Below are 19,432 nucleotides of genomic sequence, written 5' to 3'. Positions count from 1 at the left end.
ACGGAACGAGTTGTCCGCTAAATAGGGATATTTCTCGTTTTTCACGATTTTGCCGGGGATTAACGGACATCCGGTTCCGTTATTTTGCGATTTTCTATTAAAATATCCGAATTAGCGGACATTCCGTTCCGTTAGCGCCGCCGGCTGGTGCACACGATCAAGCGAACTCAATATGGCCCCCGAATATGCGGATGCACCCGCTCCCGGTAAAACGCCCGCAGCCGCTCCAGCTCCTCCGCCGCAAACGGCCGCACGCCGGCTGCCTCTAGGTTCTGGCGAACCTGCTCCGCCGTCTTAAAGCCGGGAATGACGCACGTAATATCGTCGTTGTCCAAAATCCAGCGAAGCGCGGCGCTTGCCATTGAGCCGCGGTCTTCCGCGATCCAGGAAAGCTCTCGCGCCAACGCGACGCCCGTCTCGAACGGAAGACCGGCGAACGTTTCGCCTACGTTGAAGCTCTCGCCGTTGCGGTTGAAGCTGCGATGGTCGTCCGCCGCGAACGTACTGCTTTCGTTGAATTTTCCCGTAAGCAATCCGCTCGCCAGCGGAAGCCGCACGAGAATGCCGACTCCCGCCGCCTTCGCCTCCGGAAACAGCCGCTCCGACGGCTTCTGGCGGAATATGTTATAAATAAACTGCAGCGCCTTCACGCCCGGGTATTGCAGGCAGACGAAGCCTTCCTCCGCCGTCTCTACGCTCACGCCGTAATGCCGCACCTTCCCCTCGGCTTTCAGCTTATCAAGCACTTCAAACACGGCGCCGTCCTTCAGCATCTCAATCGGAGGGCAATGAATTTGGTATAGATCGATCCGCTCGCGATTCAGCCGCTTTAAGCTCGCCTCGCAGTAAGCGCGGACCGACGCTTCGGTGTAGGAGGCGGGATCGTGAATATTGCCGCCCCGAACGAATTTAGTTGCGATATAAATCTCGTCTTCCTTCCCTTTGGTCGCCTTCGCCAGCAGCTCCTCGCTGTGTCCGTCGCCGTACACGTCCGCCGTATCGAAAAAATTGACTCCCGCATCCATCGCCGTCTGAAGCCCGCGAAGCGACTCCGCATCGTTCGTGCTCCCCCACGCTCCGCCGATGGCCCACGTACCGAAGCTGATTTCGCTTACCTTCAGCTCCGTATTTCCCAATTGACGATATTTCATCTCTTCATCCCGCTCCCGCCATTTACCTGTTATCCGAACCGTCGAAAAACGCTCCCACAAACACGGCGGGAGAATTCCAATAAATCGCCATTTCGTTCGTCGAGTAGCTGTCGATATGATCGAGGAAGCAGCGCGCGGGCGGCTGCCCCTGCAGCTGTGCCTTCGCCTGTTCGTCTTGAAGATTTTTGTTCGGCCCGCCTGCCACCATTCCCGGAACCGGCTCCTCGACTCCATCGCCTACGGAAGGCCTGTGATGCGGACGGCGGACCGGGCTGCCGCCGAAGCCGGTGACATAGCACACATCCAGCGCATTGACGCCGAGCAAATAATGCCACTGATTCAGCGCCGCATCCGCATATTTCCCGTCGCCTGCGAACCGGTGCGCGAAAATCAGCTGCATGGCGCGGTTCATGACGATCATGTTGCTGCCCCAGATGTAGTCGCTCTCTGCGAGAGCGACTCCGTAACCGTCGGATTGCCCTTGCGCCGCTATGGCATCAGCCTGCTCGAGCCAGCCCGCCTTCAAACGCTCCGCCTGCTCGTCGGACTCGTCCGCCGCCAGCAGCAGCGCCAGCGTTCCGTATCCACCGACATTCGCCCAGCCAAGCTCGTATAACGGAAAGCCGCCCGATGCCGCCAACTCCGCCGCGCTGCGCCGGTACGCATCCCCGCCGGTCGCCCGGTACAGCTCCGCGGCCGCCCAATATCGCTCGTCCTCGGTCATTCGGTCCCCGTATTCTCCCGTCGAAATTTCCGGCGGATTTTTGAAGCCTGCGGCGGACGGTTCCGTCTCCAGCCGCTTCCATGCCCGCTCCGCCGCCGCTAAACACCGCTCGGCGAACGCCGCATCAAACGGCTTATACATTCGCGAAGCCATTGCCGTCGCAGCGGCGAACGTACCGGCCGCCGTCGCGGAAACGGGGGAAAATACAAGCTCAGCCGTATCGTCCTCGGGCATTACGTCCAGACCCGGAAACCGTCTCGTCGTTACCTTGTGGAACACGGCTCCGTCCGAATCGCGCTGCATCTTGAACAACCATTCCAGCTCGTATTTCACTTCGTTCAAAATATCCGGAATACCGTTGCCCGATTCGGGAATACGGATCTCGTCTTCAAAGACGCCGGGAAAGCATTCGAAGGCGAGCAGCAAATCGGCGATCGCCTTCGCGGCCGGGACCGTATACTTGCCGTAGTCGCCCGCATCGTGCCAGCCGCCGCAGCTCGGGAGCCGCTCGTTCCCCGCGCCGTGTACGAGCCCTTCCGCCAAGTGGCATGCCTTGTGGCCCCACGGCCCCGCATATCGCTCCTCGAGCTCCGTGCCGCACCGCTGGAAGTAAAAGCTCTTGAGCAGCGCATGGTTTAGAGAACGGTACGGTCTTTCCGATATTTCAAAAGGATGGGACGTATCGCCCGCTGCCGTTCGTATGTAATAGACGCCTTCCTTGCGCAAATCGCCGAAATCTCCCTCGGCCGGCGTATCGCCGCTGATCGGATCGAATGGCTTGCTGCGCGTGAGCCCGGCATAGACCGCTTGGCCCGTCGACGCATCGATCACCTCAAAAGGACCCTCGGCTCCGTTTACGATAAATCGTTTGCGGTCCTTCGCCCGATAGCCGATTTGATTGATATGAACGTTTCCGTTCGCCGCCGCTTTTTCCATCTTCCCTGCTCCCCCTTAATCCGTTATGCCCCCATCCCATCCCGACCCGACCCGTTCTGGTCAGCCTGGACTGGTCAACCGACGATTACGGCCCGAAGCCAGCCCAGCTGCGTCTCGTCCATCAAAGAAGCCGACGTATGCCCGGGGGTATAGCAGACGACCGTACCCGCCCCGTGGCTATGCCGCCAGCCCGCCGGAGATTCTCCGTCCACCGACTCTGCGCGTAAAAACACGTTTGTATGCTCCGTATCGCATGCCACGAAATAATGCTCGTCCGGCGCGGAATACGTTCCGTCCAAAGCCTCCGAAAGAGCCGTATACGTTACAACCTGATGCTCGTTCGGATGATACTCGAAATATCCTTTAAGCAGCTTGTAATAGGCGCTTTCGGCCCGATAGCCCGCCAGTCCCGAATGCCATGCGACCCATTTGCCGCCTTCGCTTACATATCGTTCGATCGCTTCCTCGACGGCTTCAGTCATCCATTCCACAGGCTCCGGAGCCGTAGGATTCACTTTGCCCTCTTTGTAAAGCACGACCGCGTCCGGAGCGTCTTTCAATGCATCCGCCAGAAGCTCGGCGGGAATGACGCTCAGCTTTACGCTCTCCGACGCAAGCTCCGTCTTCAGCGCCGCCCGCAGCGCCTCTTCGATCGCCGCCCCGTCATGCCAATAATCGCCCGCTACCGCAACAATCGTCTTCATTCGCCCTCTTCCCCCATTTCGCAAAAAATCACCGGCTCCAGCGGCAAATGCAGTAAACCAAGCTGCCGGAGTCGGTGATGTTCTGCCATCGATTATGCCAAAATGCCTTCGATCTTCTCTACAACGTCCTGCGGCAGCACGATGCCGGCTGCCTTCGCGTTCTCAACGATTTGCTCCGGACGGCTCGCGCCGACGATCGCGCTGGCTACGTTCGGCAGACGAAGCACCCATGCGAGCGCGAGCTGGGAAAGCGTAACGCCGAGCTCGGCCGCGACCCCCGACAATTGCTCGACCTTGGCCAAGTAGTCGTCCGTCAACAATCCGCCGATCCACATATTTGCGGTAGGGTCAAGCGCCCGGCTTCCTTCCGGATGTGCGGCGCCGCGCTTATATTTGCCCGTAAGCACGCCTTGCGCAAGCGGCGAAAACACGACCTGCGAAATCCCGTTGCTCGCGGACAAAGGCACGATTTCTTTCTCGATGTAACGGTTAAACATATGATACTGCGGCTGGTTCACGACGATGCGGTCCAGCATGTAACGGTCGGCCGTGCCGAGCGCCTCCTGAATTTGTGCCGCCGTCCACTCGCTCACGCCGACATAAAGCACCTTGCCGGAGCGGACCAAATCGTCGATCGTCCGCAGCGTTTCGTCCACCGGCGTTTCCGGATCGTAACGGTGACAATAGTAAATATCGACATAATCGAGGCCCAGCCGCTTCAAGCTTGCGTTCGCCTGCTCCATCACATGCTTTCGGGATAAGCCGCGGTCGTTCACGCCGTCGCCCATCGGCCAAAACACCTTCGTAGCAAGAACGTAAGATTCTCTCGGGTACTTGCGCAGCGCGGCTCCTACGACTTCTTCGGCCTTGCCGCGCTCGTATACGTTCGCGGTATCGAAGAAGTTGATTCCAAGCTCGTATGCCTTGTCGATAATTTGCTCGGCTGTGTTCGCCGCTACGGAGTTTCCGTATGTAAGCCAGCTCCCTAAGCTGATTTCGCTTACCTTGAGACCCGTTCTTCCTAATTTACGATATTTCATCCGTTTTCTCCTCCTATAATAAAAATCTTTCGTAAGCGCATTCAATTTGGGCGGACGGCGATTGCCGCTCCCCATCGTTCGGTCCTTTATTACATCACTATTATAACTCAAGAGGGTTTCAAAGCAGCGACATATATGTGATACTATTGCTATATTTTTTATATATTCCTCGAATACGAATTCACGAAGCAGTCAAATTTTTGACAAAGGGATGATGTTGTATGGTGCAAACGGCACTCGTAACCGGAGCCGACCGAGGTTTAGGGAGAGCGCTTACAGAGATTTTGCTGCAGGAAGGGTTCCATGTGTACGCGGGACAGCATATGCCGCAGTGGGGGGAGCTGTCCGCGATGAAGGAAGCGTTCGGCGACCGCCTCTCCGTCGTGCCGATGGACGTGTCCGATCTTGAATCGGTTAGCCGCTGCGCAGAGCGGGTGGAGAAGGAACGCGGCAGTCTTGATGTGCTGTTCAACAACGCGGCGATCTTCATCGACCGATCGGCGGACTTATTCGGCAGCATCGACTACGATGCCGCCATGAAGATGTACGATATTAACGCCCTCGGGCCGCTTCGCGTAGCGCACCGGTTTGCTCCGCTGCTGTTGAAGGGCGAGCGCAAGGCGCTGGCCAACATATCTTCCGAAGCGGGCAGCGTCGGAGCTTGCTGGAGGACGAAGGAGTTCGGTTACTCCATGTCCAAATCAGCCGTCAATATGCTTTCCGCCACGCTGAAAAACTTGCTCGAGCCGATGGGCGTAACCGTATGGGCGTTTCACCCCGGCTGGGTCCGGTCTTACATGCTCGGAGTGCTGAACGAGGACGCCACGGTCGAGCCGCTCGACTCCGCCAGAGGGCTAATCGACATCGTCCTCAAAGGTAGATCGCCGGGCGATCCGATGTATTTGGACTATGAGGGCAACGCGCTCGTCTGGTAATTGTTCGCCTACACATAGGTGATGTTTTCTTTCTTTTCCGCCCAGTATACGAACAAGTTCGTGATCCATTTCGAAAGAAGCATAATCACGACGTATCCGGCAAAAAGAGTAAAGTAGTTAGTTCCGCGCATCAGCAATATAAAGTCGAAATACGAATAAATCGGCTTAAATCCGAACGCAAACGCAGCCGACAGCAAGCCGACATACAAATAGTAATTTTTTTGACGGGTAATCGTCCATTGATACGCAAGCATATAAGCGACAGGCACGAACGAAGTGTCCAGGCTGAGGGTGATCGGCATCGGCGCATACAATTGATACGGATACTCCCATAATCCGTATTTGACTCCAAGTACGTCTAAGTAAGCGTACCAAGCGTGGACGTTAAACCCGTAAAAGCCGATTTGCAGCGCTCTTCTTTTATCGATTGCAAAGAATAGAACGATCAGCGGTACGATCGTCATCGCGGCATGCACCCAAAACGGCCACGTCTGAAAGCCGGAATAACGGTTCCAATAATCGTTCCACAGGTTCGTATGTTCGATTTGCAAGTCTACAATGCGGTCTAAGGCCCTTCTTTGTTCTTCCGGCACACCGGTCACCATCCTTATATCGGTAATCTCCCCCTTACTAATTGGAAATATGTATAATAAAAGCGCCCCCGATCGCCGATCAGGGAGCGCTTTTTCGCTCAGGAGGAGGTTTACCCCTCCAGATTGCCTTTCGTCATCGCCCACTCGCGAATTTCGTAACGACGGGCGTTATGTACGATATACGGATCGTTCAGCACCCAGTCCTTCACCTGCTCTTCGCGATCGGCAATATAAATGACCATGCCGCCCCAACCGTCCAAAAACCGCCCATACGAAAAAATGTGCCCCTCATCCCGGAGCTTCGCCAAATAGTCCAAATGCGCCGGCCGGTATTCCGCGCTTTTCTGCTCATCCAGCATCGGTAAAAATACGACATAATACTTTTTGCCGCTCATTGCTGCAGCCCCTTCCACATCGGTTTACTACGGAATATACCGCATCTTCGGCCAAAAGAAAAGCTCGCCGGGCGTTTGCGTCGCCTCCGGCAAGCTTTGTTAACGGAGCAGTCAATGCACTTGTTCGCTTTCAAAATGCATCTCGTCGATCTTTTCATTCCGGTGAAGCACCGACAAGTTCAGCTCTTTGAAATCCTTCTCTTTGTCCAGCTCCCGCATCAGCAGCGTAGCGATCGTCTCGCGTTCCTCCTCGGAGCACAGCTCCCGGAAATCCATAAAGCCGGAAAGCTGCCGGTTCGCGATATCGACGGTAGCCGTTCCGATCGGCAAGCCGCCCTTCGCCTGATTATAAATTTCATACGTCAGCATGTCGCCGTCGTCCCTTGCCAGCGTCACCGTAAACTCGTCGCCCATCCGATCGCCGTCCGCTTCATACTCCTGCAAATCGAGCAAATCCTCGTGCGTCAGCTCGATCGTTTCGATTTCTTTGCCTTTATGCTTGACGCTGATCTTGAACTCGTCGACCTCATTTTCATCAAAATCGGAAACGACAAGATCGGTCACCGCTTCGATTTCTTCGTCGTCGGGATGGACCATGAAATTGATTTCGCCGGTACATGCCAGGCCGCGGAGCTTAAAGAACGCTTCCGCCACCCAAATCTTATTTTGGTCGTAAACGTGGTACTCCACTTTATTGCGCTGCTCCCCGACGATCACAAGCTCGTAAACCGCCGGCTGCCTCATCTCGATCCGGTCGATGTCCCCCGGATCGTCGCCGAGAACTTCATCGTCGTCATCGCCGTCATCGTCGTCGAACAGCAGCACGTCGCCCTCTTCCCAATCCTCCGCCAGGTCATCGAGCTCATAATCGGTTTGCGCGTCGTCGTCCATTTCCTTCGCTTGGCCCAGCTCGTCGCGGTCCGTCGCAATGATGTGATCGTACGGGCTGTTCGTGACGACAACGTCGCAATCGGCCGCACGAACGGCAACAATCAAATCTTGAATGTAGTTTTGCACATAGCGCACAACACGGTGTTTTTCCTTCGCAGAGATGGACGTACGGTCCAGCTGCACCGAGCCCCCGATGCGATCGCCTTCCCGATACACAAGGGTCATGCTGCCTGCGTACCGTCCGTTAATGAGAATATCGTGAATTTCCCCGCCCGCCGTTTTTAAATCCGGCCGCATTACAATATTGGTCACAGTTCGCACCCTCCAGCTCGTTAGACTAAAGCAAACAAGACATAGGGTTCCCTTATATTGTTAGAGGTATACTGAGCGTGATATTCATTTGCTTCCGTAGGTCAGGAGCGCGGCAAGCTCCTCTTCCGTCAGCTCCCGCACTTGCCCAAGCTCGAGCCGCTCGTCCAAGCGAAGGCTGCCCATGGACAATCGTTTCAAATAGACGACCTTCTTGCCGACCGCTTCAAACATTCGCTTCACCTGGTGAAATTTGCCTTCCGTAATCGTCAGCTCGATCCGCGACCGCCATGCCCCGGAGCTTTCCTCGACCGATAATATGCGAAGCTGCGCCGGCAGCGTTACATACCCGTCGTCCAGCGTCACTCCCCGCTCGAATGCGGCGCCGTCCTCCTCGGTTACATGGCCCGCCACCTCCGCGAAATACGTTTTGGGAACGTGCTTCTTAGGAGAAAGCAGCCGATGAGCGAGCTGCCCGTTGTTCGTAAGCAGCAGAAGCCCTTCCGTATCTTTATCGAGCCGCCCGACCGGGAACGGATCGAAGGCGGCCTGATCGGGCGCCAGCAGCTCGACCACCGTGCGGTCCCGCCGGTCCTCGGTTGCGGAAACGCAGCCCGCCGGCTTATTCATCATCAAATAAATAAACTCGCGGTAACGGATTCGCTCCCCGTTAAAGAGGATGACATCCTCATCCGGGTTAACCTGCATCCCGCTGTCCGTCGCAACCTTTCCGTTTACCGTCACCTCTTTATTTTTAACCGCTCTCCTGATTTCGCTTCTCGTGCCGCGGCCGATATGCGTCAATATTTTGTCAAGCCGCTGCTTGCCGTTTGCCATGCCGTTACCCTCCGCCATTTTGTCCGATTTTCATATTTCATCCATAGTTCCTGTCCGCTTGATGTAGTATAATAGTAACAATTTTGAGATAAAACATTCGCAGAAAGTGGGGGGACTTGATGAAATCTAACCCGAAATCCAACTCGAAATCAAAATCAAGATCAAAGCCGATTATTACCCGCAAATTGATCGTTTATGTAGTGGTGTTTGCCGTACTCGTCGGGCTGCTGGCGTTCGTTAACGCCCAGACGCAGCGCGCCGAGAGCGATAACGTCTACGGCATTCCTAAATCTCAGCTTTCGAGCGCGACGCGCAAGCTGTTGGACGACCCGAATTATCAGAACATTATTTTGCCCGCGCAATTGGAACAAAAAATACAAGACAAGGAATCGTTCTTCGTTTATTTCTTCTCGTCCACCTGCCCGTTCTGTCTTGAAACGACGCCCAAGCTTAAGCCGATGATCGCGGATGCCGGGGTGAACGTACCGCAATTCAACCTCGAGGTGTATCAGGATTCATTCGCCAAGTATAACATAGTGTATACGCCTACGCTGGTTTATTACGAGGACGGAGTGGAAAAGGACCGCATCGAAGGCGGTTTGATCGAAGGCAACGATACGAATACGGAAGCGACGTTTAAAGATTTCTTCGCCAAATATAAGGACAAGGCCTCGTCATGAGCAGCCGCAAAGCATGGAGCATCTTCGCTGTCTCGCTGATTGTCTTGTTTGTATTGTCGGGCTGCGGCAGCGGCTCCCAAGGCAATGCCGGCGAAAGCGGCGGCGGGCACGAGGGACATACGGAGGATGCCGAGAAGTACGAAACGACCGCTTCCATCGATGTGCTTCCCTCGTTCTTGGATCATTATTCGCCCACTACGAAGGACCTTTACGCCAAAGCCGCTCTTCATAAGGATTTGCTTTCCGAATTGTACTGCTACTGCGGCTGCATGGAGTACGACGACCCGCATGATTCGTTGTATAGATGCTACATTGCTGAGCAAACTGCGGACGGCGTCAAATGGACCGACCACAGCGCCATGTGCGGCGTCTGCCTCATGGAGGTGCGTGACGCGGTCAAGATGGCCGATGAAGGCAAAAGCGCGGACGAAATTAAAGCTTATATCGACGCCACATACGGCGGCGCATAATCAATAAAACGGCTCTCTCCTGAAAATAATCGGGAGGGAGCCGTTATTTTGTTCGTTTAGTGCCCTTCATCGCTTTCAGGAGGCACGAAGGCGGCCACCTGTTTGCTAAGAGACGGATCGGCAATTTCGATATCGAGGTCGCGAAACGGAAACGGAACGGTGTCGTGCCGCTTCAAATTTGCGAGATGTCGCCTTGCGTCCTGAACCAGCCGGTCTAAGCGGATGCCGAGCAGTTCCGGCTCCCGCTCCTCCAGCTTGGCGATCGCTGCGGTCAGCAGCTTGACGCCGCCGTCGATATTGCCTCCGCGGTGATGGTATAAACCAACGGCGACTTGAAGCAGGCCTTGGTAGAGCGGGTCCCGCCCCTCCTCGAGCCACAGCGCCTCCATCACCTCGTGACATTCGAAATAATCCCGCTCCACATTAAAGTAATATAAAAAAGCGACGTAAAGCGGGTCGTAATATGTTTCTTGCGTAGCAGCGGCATTCGTCACGTTCCACGGCTCTCCTTCTTGGCGGCCAACAGCGCGGAACGAATCTCCTCAGCCAAATCTCTCACTCTCCAGCTGTCTTCGGTTCCCCATAAATCCGTGAAGCGCTCTTGAAATTGGCTTGCTTCCTTGGCCATATTGTAAAAGTACAACTGCTGAATATCGTGCAAAATTTGGGCGACCAGCACCGATTGGTCTTCAAACAGCTTCTGCGCCTCGACGATTTCCTCACGGATGGACGACATTTCCTCATCCAGCCGAAATGCGGCCTCGGCGGCGCGCTGCAGCCGCTCTTGGATATGCTCCGGGAGGTTCTTCTTGAATTTGTAGCTGAGCGAATGCTCGATCGTAGCCCAGAAATTCATCGCCAGCGTCCGGATTTGAATTTCCGCCAAAATTTTCTTCATGCCGAGCGCCGTCTGCACCGGATATTCCACGATCATATGGTAGCTTCGATAGCCGCTCGGCTTGTTGTTGCGAATATAATCCTTCTCGTAGAGCACCTTCATATCCTTGCGCTCCCGGATCGACTGCATCATAATCTCGATGTCTTCGACAAACTGGCACATAATGCGGATGCCCGCAATATCTTCAATTCCTTCTTCGAGCTTATCCATCGGCACGTCGAGCCTCTTCGCTTTCTCCAATATGCTCGAAACTTTCTTGATTCGGCCTGTGACAAACTCGATCGGCGAGTATTCCTCACGCTTCTTCATTTCCAGGCGCATGGATTTAAACTTAACCTTCAGCTCTTCCACCGCTTGTTCATACGGAATCAAGAACTTTCCCCAATCTCTTCCGTCCATTGCGTTACCTCCAATTGCCGTCTGCCTTAAAACTAGTCCGTCCGGCCGGAGACAAGCCGACTGCGCTTAGGCGTCGCGCCCTACCGCTTCGGAAAGGTGCTTGAAGCCGTCCGCCTTCAGCCGGTTACGAAGACCGTCCGCAAGCGTGCGGACAAGCCCCGGACCTTCGTATACAAGGGCCGTATATACCTGAACCAGCGAGGCTCCGGCCCGTATCTTTTCATATGCGTCATCTGCGGTAAAAATACCCCCCGAGCCGATGATCGGCAGCTTTCCGTCCGTCAGCCGGTACACGTCGCGGATGATGGCCGTAGAGCGTTCCTTCAGCGGCTTGCCGCTTAATCCGCCCGATTCGCTTCGATTCGCGTGCGTCAGTCCCTCTCGAGAAAGCGTCGTATTAGTAGCAATGATGCCGTCTACTCCGGCTGCCATCACCGCTTCCACGGTTCCCTGCAGCTCCTCCGGCGTAAGGTCCGGCGCGATTTTCACAAAGATCGGCTTCAGCTTCGGCCCTTGCTCATGGCGCTGCGCTTGCACAGCCCGTTCTTCTACGACGGCTTCGAGCAGCCGCCGCATCTCTTCCCCGTGCTGCAGACTGCGCAGCCCGGGCGTATTCGGCGAGCTGACATTCACGACGAACGCGTCGCCGCGGTCGTACAGAATGCGCAAATTCGCCGTATAATCCTCATGCGCCAGCTCGTTGGGCGTTGTCTTGTTTTTGCCGATGTTGATCAGCAGCGGCACGGACAAGTTCGTGTGCGCCAAATTGCGCGCCATCGCTTCCGCCCCGACATTGTTAAAGCCCATCCGATTGATAAGGGCTTGGTCCGGCGGGAGGCGAAACAGCCGCGGCGTGTCGTTGCCCGGCTGCGCCTTCGGCGTTACCGTGCCGACCTCCACGAAGCCGAAGCCGATCGCGGCGAAGCCGTCCGCCGCGCTGCCGTTCTTGTCGAGCCCGGCCGACAAGCCGATCGGGTGCGGGAAGCGCAGCCCGCACAATGTCGATTCGAGCTCCGGCGAAGCCTCCGGAGCTCGGTATATGGCGCGAAGCGCCGCAAGCGCGCCCGGTATTCGCGCGGCGCGGCTTAATCCGCCGACCGTCAGGTGGTGAGCGCGTTCCGGATCGAGTTTAAACAGCAGCGGTTTCGCAATTTTCGTATACAGCATAAATTTGATTTCCCCGTTTCACCTTAAACAGTCAACAGTAATAGTGTAAATATTTTTCCAACAAAAAGAAAGCGAACAAACCGAAAATGGCCGCTCGCCCCCCAAAAACAAGCCGTTGATTGGGTGTAATGAAACGTTTACAATATAGGCATAGACGTTATCATATGCTGCAGGGAGAGATTATTTATGGCTAAGTGGAAAACGACTCCCCCGGTCCGCAAGCCGGATAAGAAGAACGAATCCAACAAGAAAGCGCTCCAATACACTGCCATCGCCGTCGGCGCACTTATTGTTATTCTTGCCGTGCTGGTCGTATTTACGAATAATTGATGCTATAAAAAACGGAGTGACTGCCGCAATGGCAGTCACTCCGTTTTTTATAACGAAAAAGAAGGCCCTCAGTTCTGTGAACCGAGGGCCGCAGATTAAACCTCCCCAGCTGAAAGCAGTAACACTACAGGTTGCTATTCGGCCCAAAACTGTGGTCTCAAATTTTTTAGCAACACCTGGAGTTGCTATTTCCCGATTTCTACCTCTTTGACCGAGCTTTTGGGGTCATTAGTAACTTATAGTATGGCTATTTTCCTGTACAACGCGAAAAACAAGCCATTAGCAACTCATAGTGTTGCTATCTCATGTGCATCGAAAATAGCTATCCCTGTCATCATAAATACATGGTCGGATAAGGGATGTGCGGCATTTCCGTTACAGCGGCCGGCATCGTACCGCCGTTCCACGCCTCGATTCTAATCATGTACATATGACCGAAGCTGACCCCTTCCAATTCGCAATACAAATTTGCAAGGTCGGTCACGGATTCATATAAAACGCCGTCGACAAACACTCGATATTCCGTTGCCCCCGAATACTCCGACCATTCAATATCCATCCATGAGTACGGTCCGTCACTGCCCGAATAGATTGCGACGTCAGGAACTTCGGCATAGCTTTCCGTCACCCATTGTTGCTTGTCTCTGGAAACAACGGCGCCATCGATGTCCAATGCAATAACTTCTATGGTGTTCGCCTGCCCATATTTCACATTTTCCAACGTCGTCGTAGTTAAGTTCGTTACGATACTGCTAATGCCATTGAACGTTACTTTATAGTTTACAGCGCCGGGAACGGCATCCCACGTTACATTGTAGATAAGTACGGGACCGAACGTTTCGTTATACCCATACGTCGCTTCCGTCACTGTCGGATTGGCCGTCGAAGGCGTTGTGAAGGCAATCGTTTTGGACTGTGTCGTGCCGCCGACCGATTCGATCACAACGGAATAATCGGTCTCTGGAATCAGGTCCACGAGCTCCCATTCCGATTTCCCAATTGTGAACGGCATACCGTTATTCACCGTCAAGCGATACGAATCCGCCCCGAACACCGGGTTCCACTTCACTACCGCGGACTTTGCATACACATCCGCCATTGCATGAATGTCGGAGCCGAATGTAAACTTCACGAATCCGCTGCCGATCGGCCTCATATAGTCGCTATCATTAAGACCATATGCTGTTACAACAAGTTTATATTCGACATTGGGGGCTAAAGTCGTGTCAAGTGCAATATCCCCGGCTTCAACTACAACCGCTGTCTGGTCCGACGGAGTAATTCGAATATCCGAATCCAGCATGACAGAACCTTTGTATAAATCAAGCCTATACTTCGTCTGCGGCTGATATAAATCAAATTTAAGCGCAATCGAGCTTAAATTTGCTCTCGTCACTTGAATGCCGGTTACGTTATCCGTTTTCGCCGGAACGATTAAATCTACAGTTGTCACATCGCTGTCTTGATTAAATACTAGCGGCTCCGCATCATAAGGGTTGGAAGTATAGCCTGTGCCGCTAGAAGTATAAAACCAAACGTTAGTTTCGCCTGCCATGTTATATTGCAGCGTGTATTCCGTACCGAATGGTACGACCATTGAATAATCAATCGGTTGTCCCGGCAGCACACTGAATGCCTTCGTCACATTCAGTTGTCCGTTATCGACAGTAACTACAACAACGGCTTCCGCATCAGGATCCCTGTATTGCGCAGACAGCTCAATTGTCCCGGAGACAAGCGCACCTTTCTGTACTGAAACGTTGATATCCGTCGAGTCAGGTGGGAATCGCAGCTCTACCCCATCCGAATCCAGCAAGACCCACGAAGCAACCCATCGGACTGGGTTAGAATCGGGGGACATCACCTCGTATCCGACGCTATAATTGCTGTAACCGTCAACGATGATGACCGAATAAGAAGCGGTGTCTTCTCCCGGTTTAATCCAAACATTATGGTATTCAGCGTTGTAGTCGGATTGTTTCGCTACGATCTTAATGATCGCCCCCTCGGGGCCGGAAGCCTCCGGTAAGGTAACCGTTCCGCTGATCGTTTTTACGGTGCTTTCCGCTGACAAAGTCCAGAATTTTTCGGACGGCACTGAAAGATTGCCATTCTCGTCTACCGCGATAAATTGATAACTGTCCCCTGCTTCAATTGCATCGGTGGGAATCGTATTTACACCTGCATCAACGTCTTTGAGCAATGTAAAAGCTTCTACGTTTTCCAGATCGCTCAAGTCAAATCCGTCACTTGCCATCTCATCGGAAATTACATCCGATCGTCCGACATACAGGCGGCCGGGCTCCGAAACGTACACATTCCACTCGTTTTTAACGACAACCGTCGATGTTCCCAAGTATACGACGGTCGGCGGCGTATGATCAGGCTCGACTTCAGGAACAGTAATGGTTGCCACACTACGTGCAATCACCAAATAATTTTTGATCAAGCTTACCTGGATATCGTACGTCCCTGGCGCCATTTCTCCAAGCGTGTAAGTTTGAGGGCCTTCTCCCGTTACCGGCTTGGCATTATAAAATTCAGGATAAATGACCTCAACCTTATCCTCGCCCATAGAAGTCCAACTGATCGTCGGATATTGTACTTGGAAATCCGTAATAAACCGCTGCCCAACGAACCAATACATACCTTCGGCAATCGTGGCGCCGAGGGCATCCACCGCTCCAATGTAGACCGAATACCCCGTTCCGACGCTTAGAGAACTTTCAAAATTATACTCATTCGCCGAAACTTCAACCGGAATGTACCCAATTGCATCGCTTTCGAGAACATATTTCACCGCACCATCGACTGGAGTCCACGCAATGGAGTTCTCCTCTGCGTGATACTCGAAGCCTTCAATCGAAGGAATCAGAAAATACGTAATCGATTGACTAGCAATAATTCCGCCGTTTTCATCTAACGCCTTGACATCAATTTGCTTTTCACCCGGCGATTGATTTTCAAACGAATAGAACGTGTATTCCGTCTCCGACTGTTTCAAGCCGTTTAAATATACTTCGTACTTCGCCGCATTCGTGATTCCGCTCCATTGGATTGTAATATCATTCGGAGTATCCCCTTGATAAGCATCCAGGGCAAGCCACTGGTTGCCGATACCCGCTCTGGCCTTTATATCGTAGTACGGTGCAACGCTTGTGCCGAACGACATCAATACATCGGGAGCATACATTCCTTCCGCAGCAACCCAAACCGATAAAGAATCGGGCTTAGCCGACATTTTCGTAACATAAAAATAAGTATCATATTCGCCATCGTAGAACGAAATATAGTAGTAGACGCCATCTACCTTCGCCCGAACGAACGTCTCGCCGATCCAGTTTATCAGGCGTGCATCCTCAATGACAGCATCTTTCACGTTGAAATTGATTTTGAAGCCATACTCCTCATCGTAGCCGACAATCACAGCGGAAGGCACCGGGGCTAGCGCATCGCTGATTACGAATCGAAGCACCCCAACGTTCCCTGCCGCGCCGACCGGCAGCAGCACGGTTTTTGCCTCCGAAATGTCGAGCTCAACCCCTGCTTTTACTACCAAATCCACACTATAGAACAATTCCGGCACAGGCGGACGGGAAGCTGTAAATACACCTTCAACCCCAAATGCGGCATCGAAAGCATCTTCGATAGCAGCCAAATTAGCGTCGTCCGTATAGTCGATCGAGTTGAAGTAAATGGAAACCTTGTCTCCACCAACCAGCTTTCCGTCTTCAGTGCTTGTTACTTGCGTCGCCTTCAACTCGGCTTCGAGCGTTACACTATTATCCTCTCTTGATTCCGAAGCATCGTCATAAATCGGCGAAACCCGCGGCACCGAGGCTTCGACAGAGTCTACAATCGGATATGCCAAAATGTTCGCCGCACCCGCCGGAATTGCCGCATCGTCAAGTGAATAATTCGTGTAATTGCCTGTTATCACCGTCTCGGCAATCATAGTTTCGGAAGCTTTTGTGTTCCACGGCGTACCCCAGTACAGTCTGAAGCTTGTCGCGGCCTGATCTTCAGCTCCGCGAATAATTTCAATATTTCCTGATAATTTTCCGGAGAGCGGGTTCGAATCACTCAGAGAAGCGCTCGTCTTCTCCAGTTCGACCAGATCGACAATCGTTTGGTAAACCGATGAAACGGATGTTTTCGGGCCGTTCACCGTGAACGCTACTAAGCTTTCGGCCCCTGTCGGAATCGTAACTGCCGGCAACAAATAAGACACGATTCCCGCACCTTGGATCGTTGCGATCGGCTCCATTCCCGGCAACTTGTTGCCTTCTCCGTCACCCCAATACAAAACGATGCCGGATTGAGCGAAGTTATTTCCTATAATTTTAACCGTCCCCGCGATTCTACCCGTTGCTGTGTCTATGTCGTTAAATTCGATCAAGCGTGGCTCATACGGATCGTAGAATTGTTTCCCGGGAACCGTTACGTCTAAGGTGACATCGTTTCCGGTCAAGCTCGGAACGGTCAAATCGCCATCATTTTTGCCGAAGCTGCTTTCTTCCGGAACGTTGTAAGATAGTTGATACCCGTCACCTTGCGGAACGACAAATTCATAATGAACCGGCGAACCGCCCGGCACCGCTTGCATCCTATGTCCTAAATCATAAGTTTCGTTGCGGATCCGCAGCACTACATACACCGGCTTTGTGCTGTCCCGGTTCTCTGCCGACACCGAAACATCGCCCGAAAGCTTGACACCCGTCACAATATTGACCTGTACCCCGCTGCTGCCCGCCGCGTACGTTCCGGCCAAAATATTGTAGGGAACCCAGCGCTCGGTTTCCGAGGTATATTCATACAGGAAGTATTGAAGCATGTAATTTGCATCGCCCGAATAGACAGGCAGCGTAAACGAAGCTTCCTTGCTCCCCGCCGGAACGATCACATAAACATATGATAGATAAGGAACCGAACCCGGCCCACCGCTGTTCAAATAGCCTTCAATAGCAAGGGTCACCGGGTGCGATACCGATTGCGGCAATGTTATCTTACCGGTAATGGAAGACAATGCTGCATCCTTGTCGACAACATAAAAATCCCTTGACGGGTACGAAATATTCCCATCGGCATCCGCCGCATAGATTACAAATCTGCCGACCGGAAGCGTCGGTTCGATGACCGTTCTGCCGGCCCCAACCGTTACCTTCGCTTTCGCTTGGACAATTAGCGTTTCTAAATTCGGCAAGACTGGGGAAGTCCCTATCAGATCGTCCATCGGCATAACATAAAGCGTAGCAGGCTTATTTACCGTTACCTGAAGGCTTACTTTTCCCTCTTTCATCAACGAGACGCCTTCATATGCAACGTAAGGATTGTACGCCCCATATACACTATCGTGAATGTCGATTTCCGCTTTCGCATCCAATCTGATGCTGCCATTAGCGGAGAACGCGATCAGCTTTTTCGCGCCGTTCGGAATCGTCAAGTCGCCCGGAATTTCGTAAATGGCATATTCGGCAGCCCCCGCCTTGTTAACAGACGCTATGAACGAGCTTGCGCCGAGCAGGTTTCCATTGGCGTCTCCCCAATGCAGCTCATAACCGGTAAGGTTGGATTCATCCAACGCGCGGAAAATGCGAACAGTGCCGCTAAGTTTGCCCTCTGCCGGATTCATGTCAATAAACTCGATTCCGCGAGGCGCCGATGGGTTTCCGGGAACCGGCTTCAGGTCAATCAACGAGGTCCATGCTGCGTTCACCGATTTCACAGCGCCGTTCACTGAGAAGGCCAAAATCGTTCCCGCCCCGGAAGGAATGCTTGTTCCGTTAGGAATTGCGTATTCCACATACGATGATGTTCCTGTCTTGCTGACATTCGCAATTAAACCGCCGGTCGATGCGTTGGCCAAAATGTCGCCGACGGCGTTTCCCCAATACAATTGATACCCTGTCACATACTTCTCGTCCATTGCGCGGGCAATCCGAACGGTTCCTCCGATTTTGCCGTCACTAGAATCCGTATCAACGAACGTAACTGATTCCGGCTTCGTCGGTACTGCCACTACCAAGTTATAAACAGAAGACTTCGCAGAAATTCCGTTTGCTCCGTTCGCCACTGCGAATACGACATAATTGCCCGCAGGCAAACCGGCCGTACTGAACGTTACGCTACTCGGAACCGATTGCTGAATGGCCTTCTTTGCCGTATTGGAGGATACAGCCGCTTCAAATGCCGATACGCTTGCATTTATGTTCTCCGGTACCAAATAGAGGGTACCCGGAAGGCTGCTTCCCGCAACGATGGAATCCCCGATATTTACATGGCCGGCAGGCGTCACCAATGTCACGACCGGCGGAACCGGCGTTACGACGGGCGGCGTTGTTACCGGTGGGGTCGTTACAGGTGGGGTCGTAACGACAGGCGCCGGAGTATTGATTTGCGTCTTGTTTTGATTAAACTGCTGCCTCTGCTCTTCGTTCAACCGGCTCACATAATTTTGTTCCGCCTGTTGGGCGATCCGGTTTTGCGCTTGCTGATTTTGCTGGCTTTGCTGTTGTTGCCGATTCGTAATTTCATTTAGCAATGTCTGATTTTGTTGTTGATTTTGTTGCAGCTGCTGCTGGGTTTGCTGCCTTTGCCGCTGCATTTGCTGCTCAAGCCGAGCCGCTTGCTGTTGCTGCGCAGGAGTCAGTGCAAGCGGGGCGGCGTTGGTGTTGATCGGAACGCCTGCTTGTCGTGAAATCTGGCTTACTTGTTGAGGAGAAAGCACGCCTTGCTGAACCGCCTGGGTCGCGACAACATCCGCGAGACGATCCACATTGCTTGCATACTGAGCAAACTCTTCATTGTTCGTTACGCCTAAATTGGGATTAGGCTGTCCGCTATATAAATTCGCTAGAAGCTGCTCATTCTCTTCTCTAATTTGCCCCGCATTCTGAAGCATGGCCGCCGTCGCTGCCGGGTCTACCGTTCCTACAAGTCTTGCCGGGTCCATGAACGAAACCGCACTGTTCAC

Annotated in this window: 16 protein-coding genes; 4 read left to right on the top strand and 12 right to left on the bottom strand. The window is 53.3% G+C overall.

Annotated features, from left to right (window positions below; genetic code table 11):
• Positions 1-167 precede the first annotated feature (167 nt).
• The 4 genes from PT964_RS12065 to PT964_RS12050 form a co-directional block, all read right to left on the bottom strand.
• Positions 168-1,151 carry an aldo/keto reductase gene (locus tag PT964_RS12065; RefSeq protein ID WP_274363603.1) on the bottom strand — a complete coding sequence of 328 codons (984 nt, stop codon included), beginning with the start codon at positions 1,149-1,151 and terminating at the stop codon, positions 168-170.
• Positions 1,152-1,173: 22 nt separating this feature from the next.
• A complete protein-coding gene (locus PT964_RS12060; protein WP_274363602.1) occupies positions 1,174-2,811 on the bottom strand; it encodes a glycoside hydrolase family 9 protein in 1,638 nt (545 codons plus the stop codon).
• A 74-nt stretch (positions 2,812-2,885) separates the two neighbouring features.
• Positions 2,886-3,515 (bottom strand): ThuA domain-containing protein, encoded by a 630-nt coding sequence (locus PT964_RS12055; protein ID WP_274363601.1) that lies wholly within the window; start codon positions 3,513-3,515, stop codon positions 2,886-2,888.
• Positions 3,516-3,607: 92 nt separating this feature from the next.
• On the bottom strand, positions 3,608-4,555 hold the full coding sequence (locus PT964_RS12050; protein ID WP_274363600.1) for an aldo/keto reductase family protein: 948 nt from the start codon (positions 4,553-4,555) through the stop codon (positions 3,608-3,610).
• Between the two features lie 221 nt (positions 4,556-4,776).
• On the opposite strand from PT964_RS12050, the gene PT964_RS12045 reads away from it, so the two are divergent.
• On the top strand, positions 4,777-5,490 hold the full coding sequence (locus PT964_RS12045; RefSeq protein WP_274363599.1) for an SDR family NAD(P)-dependent oxidoreductase: 714 nt from the start codon (positions 4,777-4,779) through the stop codon (positions 5,488-5,490).
• An 8-nt stretch (positions 5,491-5,498) separates the two neighbouring features.
• Here the strand turns inward: PT964_RS12045 and PT964_RS12040 are convergent, their stop codons facing one another.
• From PT964_RS12040 to PT964_RS12025, 4 genes are all read right to left on the bottom strand, one after another.
• Positions 5,499-6,083, bottom strand: a complete 585-nt coding sequence (locus tag PT964_RS12040) for a CBO0543 family protein (protein WP_274363598.1) — start codon at positions 6,081-6,083, stop codon at positions 5,499-5,501.
• A gap of 110 nt (positions 6,084-6,193) precedes the next feature.
• Positions 6,194-6,478 carry a YciI family protein gene (locus PT964_RS12035; RefSeq protein WP_274363597.1) on the bottom strand — a complete coding sequence of 95 codons (285 nt, stop codon included), beginning with the start codon at positions 6,476-6,478 and terminating at the stop codon, positions 6,194-6,196.
• Between the two features lie 111 nt (positions 6,479-6,589).
• Positions 6,590-7,681 carry a hypothetical protein gene (locus PT964_RS12030; protein WP_274363596.1) on the bottom strand — a complete coding sequence of 364 codons (1,092 nt, stop codon included), beginning with the start codon at positions 7,679-7,681 and terminating at the stop codon, positions 6,590-6,592.
• Positions 7,682-7,765: 84 nt separating this feature from the next.
• Positions 7,766-8,515 carry a pseudouridine synthase gene (locus tag PT964_RS12025; RefSeq protein ID WP_274363595.1) on the bottom strand — a complete coding sequence of 250 codons (750 nt, stop codon included), beginning with the start codon at positions 8,513-8,515 and terminating at the stop codon, positions 7,766-7,768.
• A 119-nt stretch (positions 8,516-8,634) separates the two neighbouring features.
• Here PT964_RS12025 and PT964_RS12020 point away from each other — a divergent pair, with 119 nt between their 5' ends.
• The gene (locus PT964_RS12020; RefSeq protein WP_274363594.1) at positions 8,635-9,195 is read left to right on the top strand and encodes a thioredoxin family protein; all 561 of its coding nucleotides are present in this window, start codon (positions 8,635-8,637) and stop codon (positions 9,193-9,195) included.
• The gene (locus PT964_RS12015) at positions 9,192-9,665 is read left to right on the top strand and encodes a PCYCGC motif-containing (lipo)protein (RefSeq protein ID WP_274363593.1); all 474 of its coding nucleotides are present in this window, start codon (positions 9,192-9,194) and stop codon (positions 9,663-9,665) included. The genes PT964_RS12020 and PT964_RS12015 overlap by 4 nt, the downstream gene beginning before the upstream one ends.
• A gap of 56 nt (positions 9,666-9,721) precedes the next feature.
• Here the strand turns inward: PT964_RS12015 and PT964_RS12010 are convergent, their stop codons facing one another.
• From PT964_RS12010 to PT964_RS12000, 3 genes are all read right to left on the bottom strand, one after another.
• Positions 9,722-10,159 (bottom strand): DUF309 domain-containing protein, encoded by a 438-nt coding sequence (locus tag PT964_RS12010; RefSeq protein WP_274363592.1) that lies wholly within the window; start codon positions 10,157-10,159, stop codon positions 9,722-9,724.
• Entirely contained in the window at positions 10,156-10,962 is an 807-nt protein-coding gene (gene yjbM / locus PT964_RS12005) for a GTP diphosphokinase (RefSeq protein WP_274363591.1), read from the bottom strand. Before yjbM ends, PT964_RS12010 begins: the two co-directional genes overlap by 4 nt.
• A 66-nt stretch (positions 10,963-11,028) precedes the next feature.
• Positions 11,029-12,129, bottom strand: coding sequence for a quinone-dependent dihydroorotate dehydrogenase (locus tag PT964_RS12000; protein WP_274363590.1), 1,101 nt, complete (start codon positions 12,127-12,129; stop codon positions 11,029-11,031).
• A gap of 186 nt (positions 12,130-12,315) precedes the next feature.
• Here PT964_RS12000 and PT964_RS11995 point away from each other — a divergent pair, with 186 nt between their 5' ends.
• Complete coding sequence (locus PT964_RS11995) at positions 12,316-12,459, top strand: hypothetical protein (protein WP_274363589.1); 144 nt, start codon at positions 12,316-12,318, stop codon at positions 12,457-12,459.
• A gap of 334 nt (positions 12,460-12,793) precedes the next feature.
• Here the strand turns inward: PT964_RS11995 and PT964_RS11990 are convergent, their stop codons facing one another.
• Positions 12,794-19,432, bottom strand: a complete 6,639-nt coding sequence (locus tag PT964_RS11990; RefSeq protein ID WP_274363588.1) for a hypothetical protein — start codon at positions 19,430-19,432, stop codon at positions 12,794-12,796.

Source organism: Paenibacillus thermotolerans, assembly GCF_028745515.1.
In the GTDB taxonomy this organism is placed as follows: Bacteria; Bacillota; Bacilli; order Paenibacillales; family YIM-B00363; genus Paenibacillus_AE; species Paenibacillus_AE thermotolerans.
This window is presented reverse-complemented; position numbering and strand designations above follow the sequence as displayed.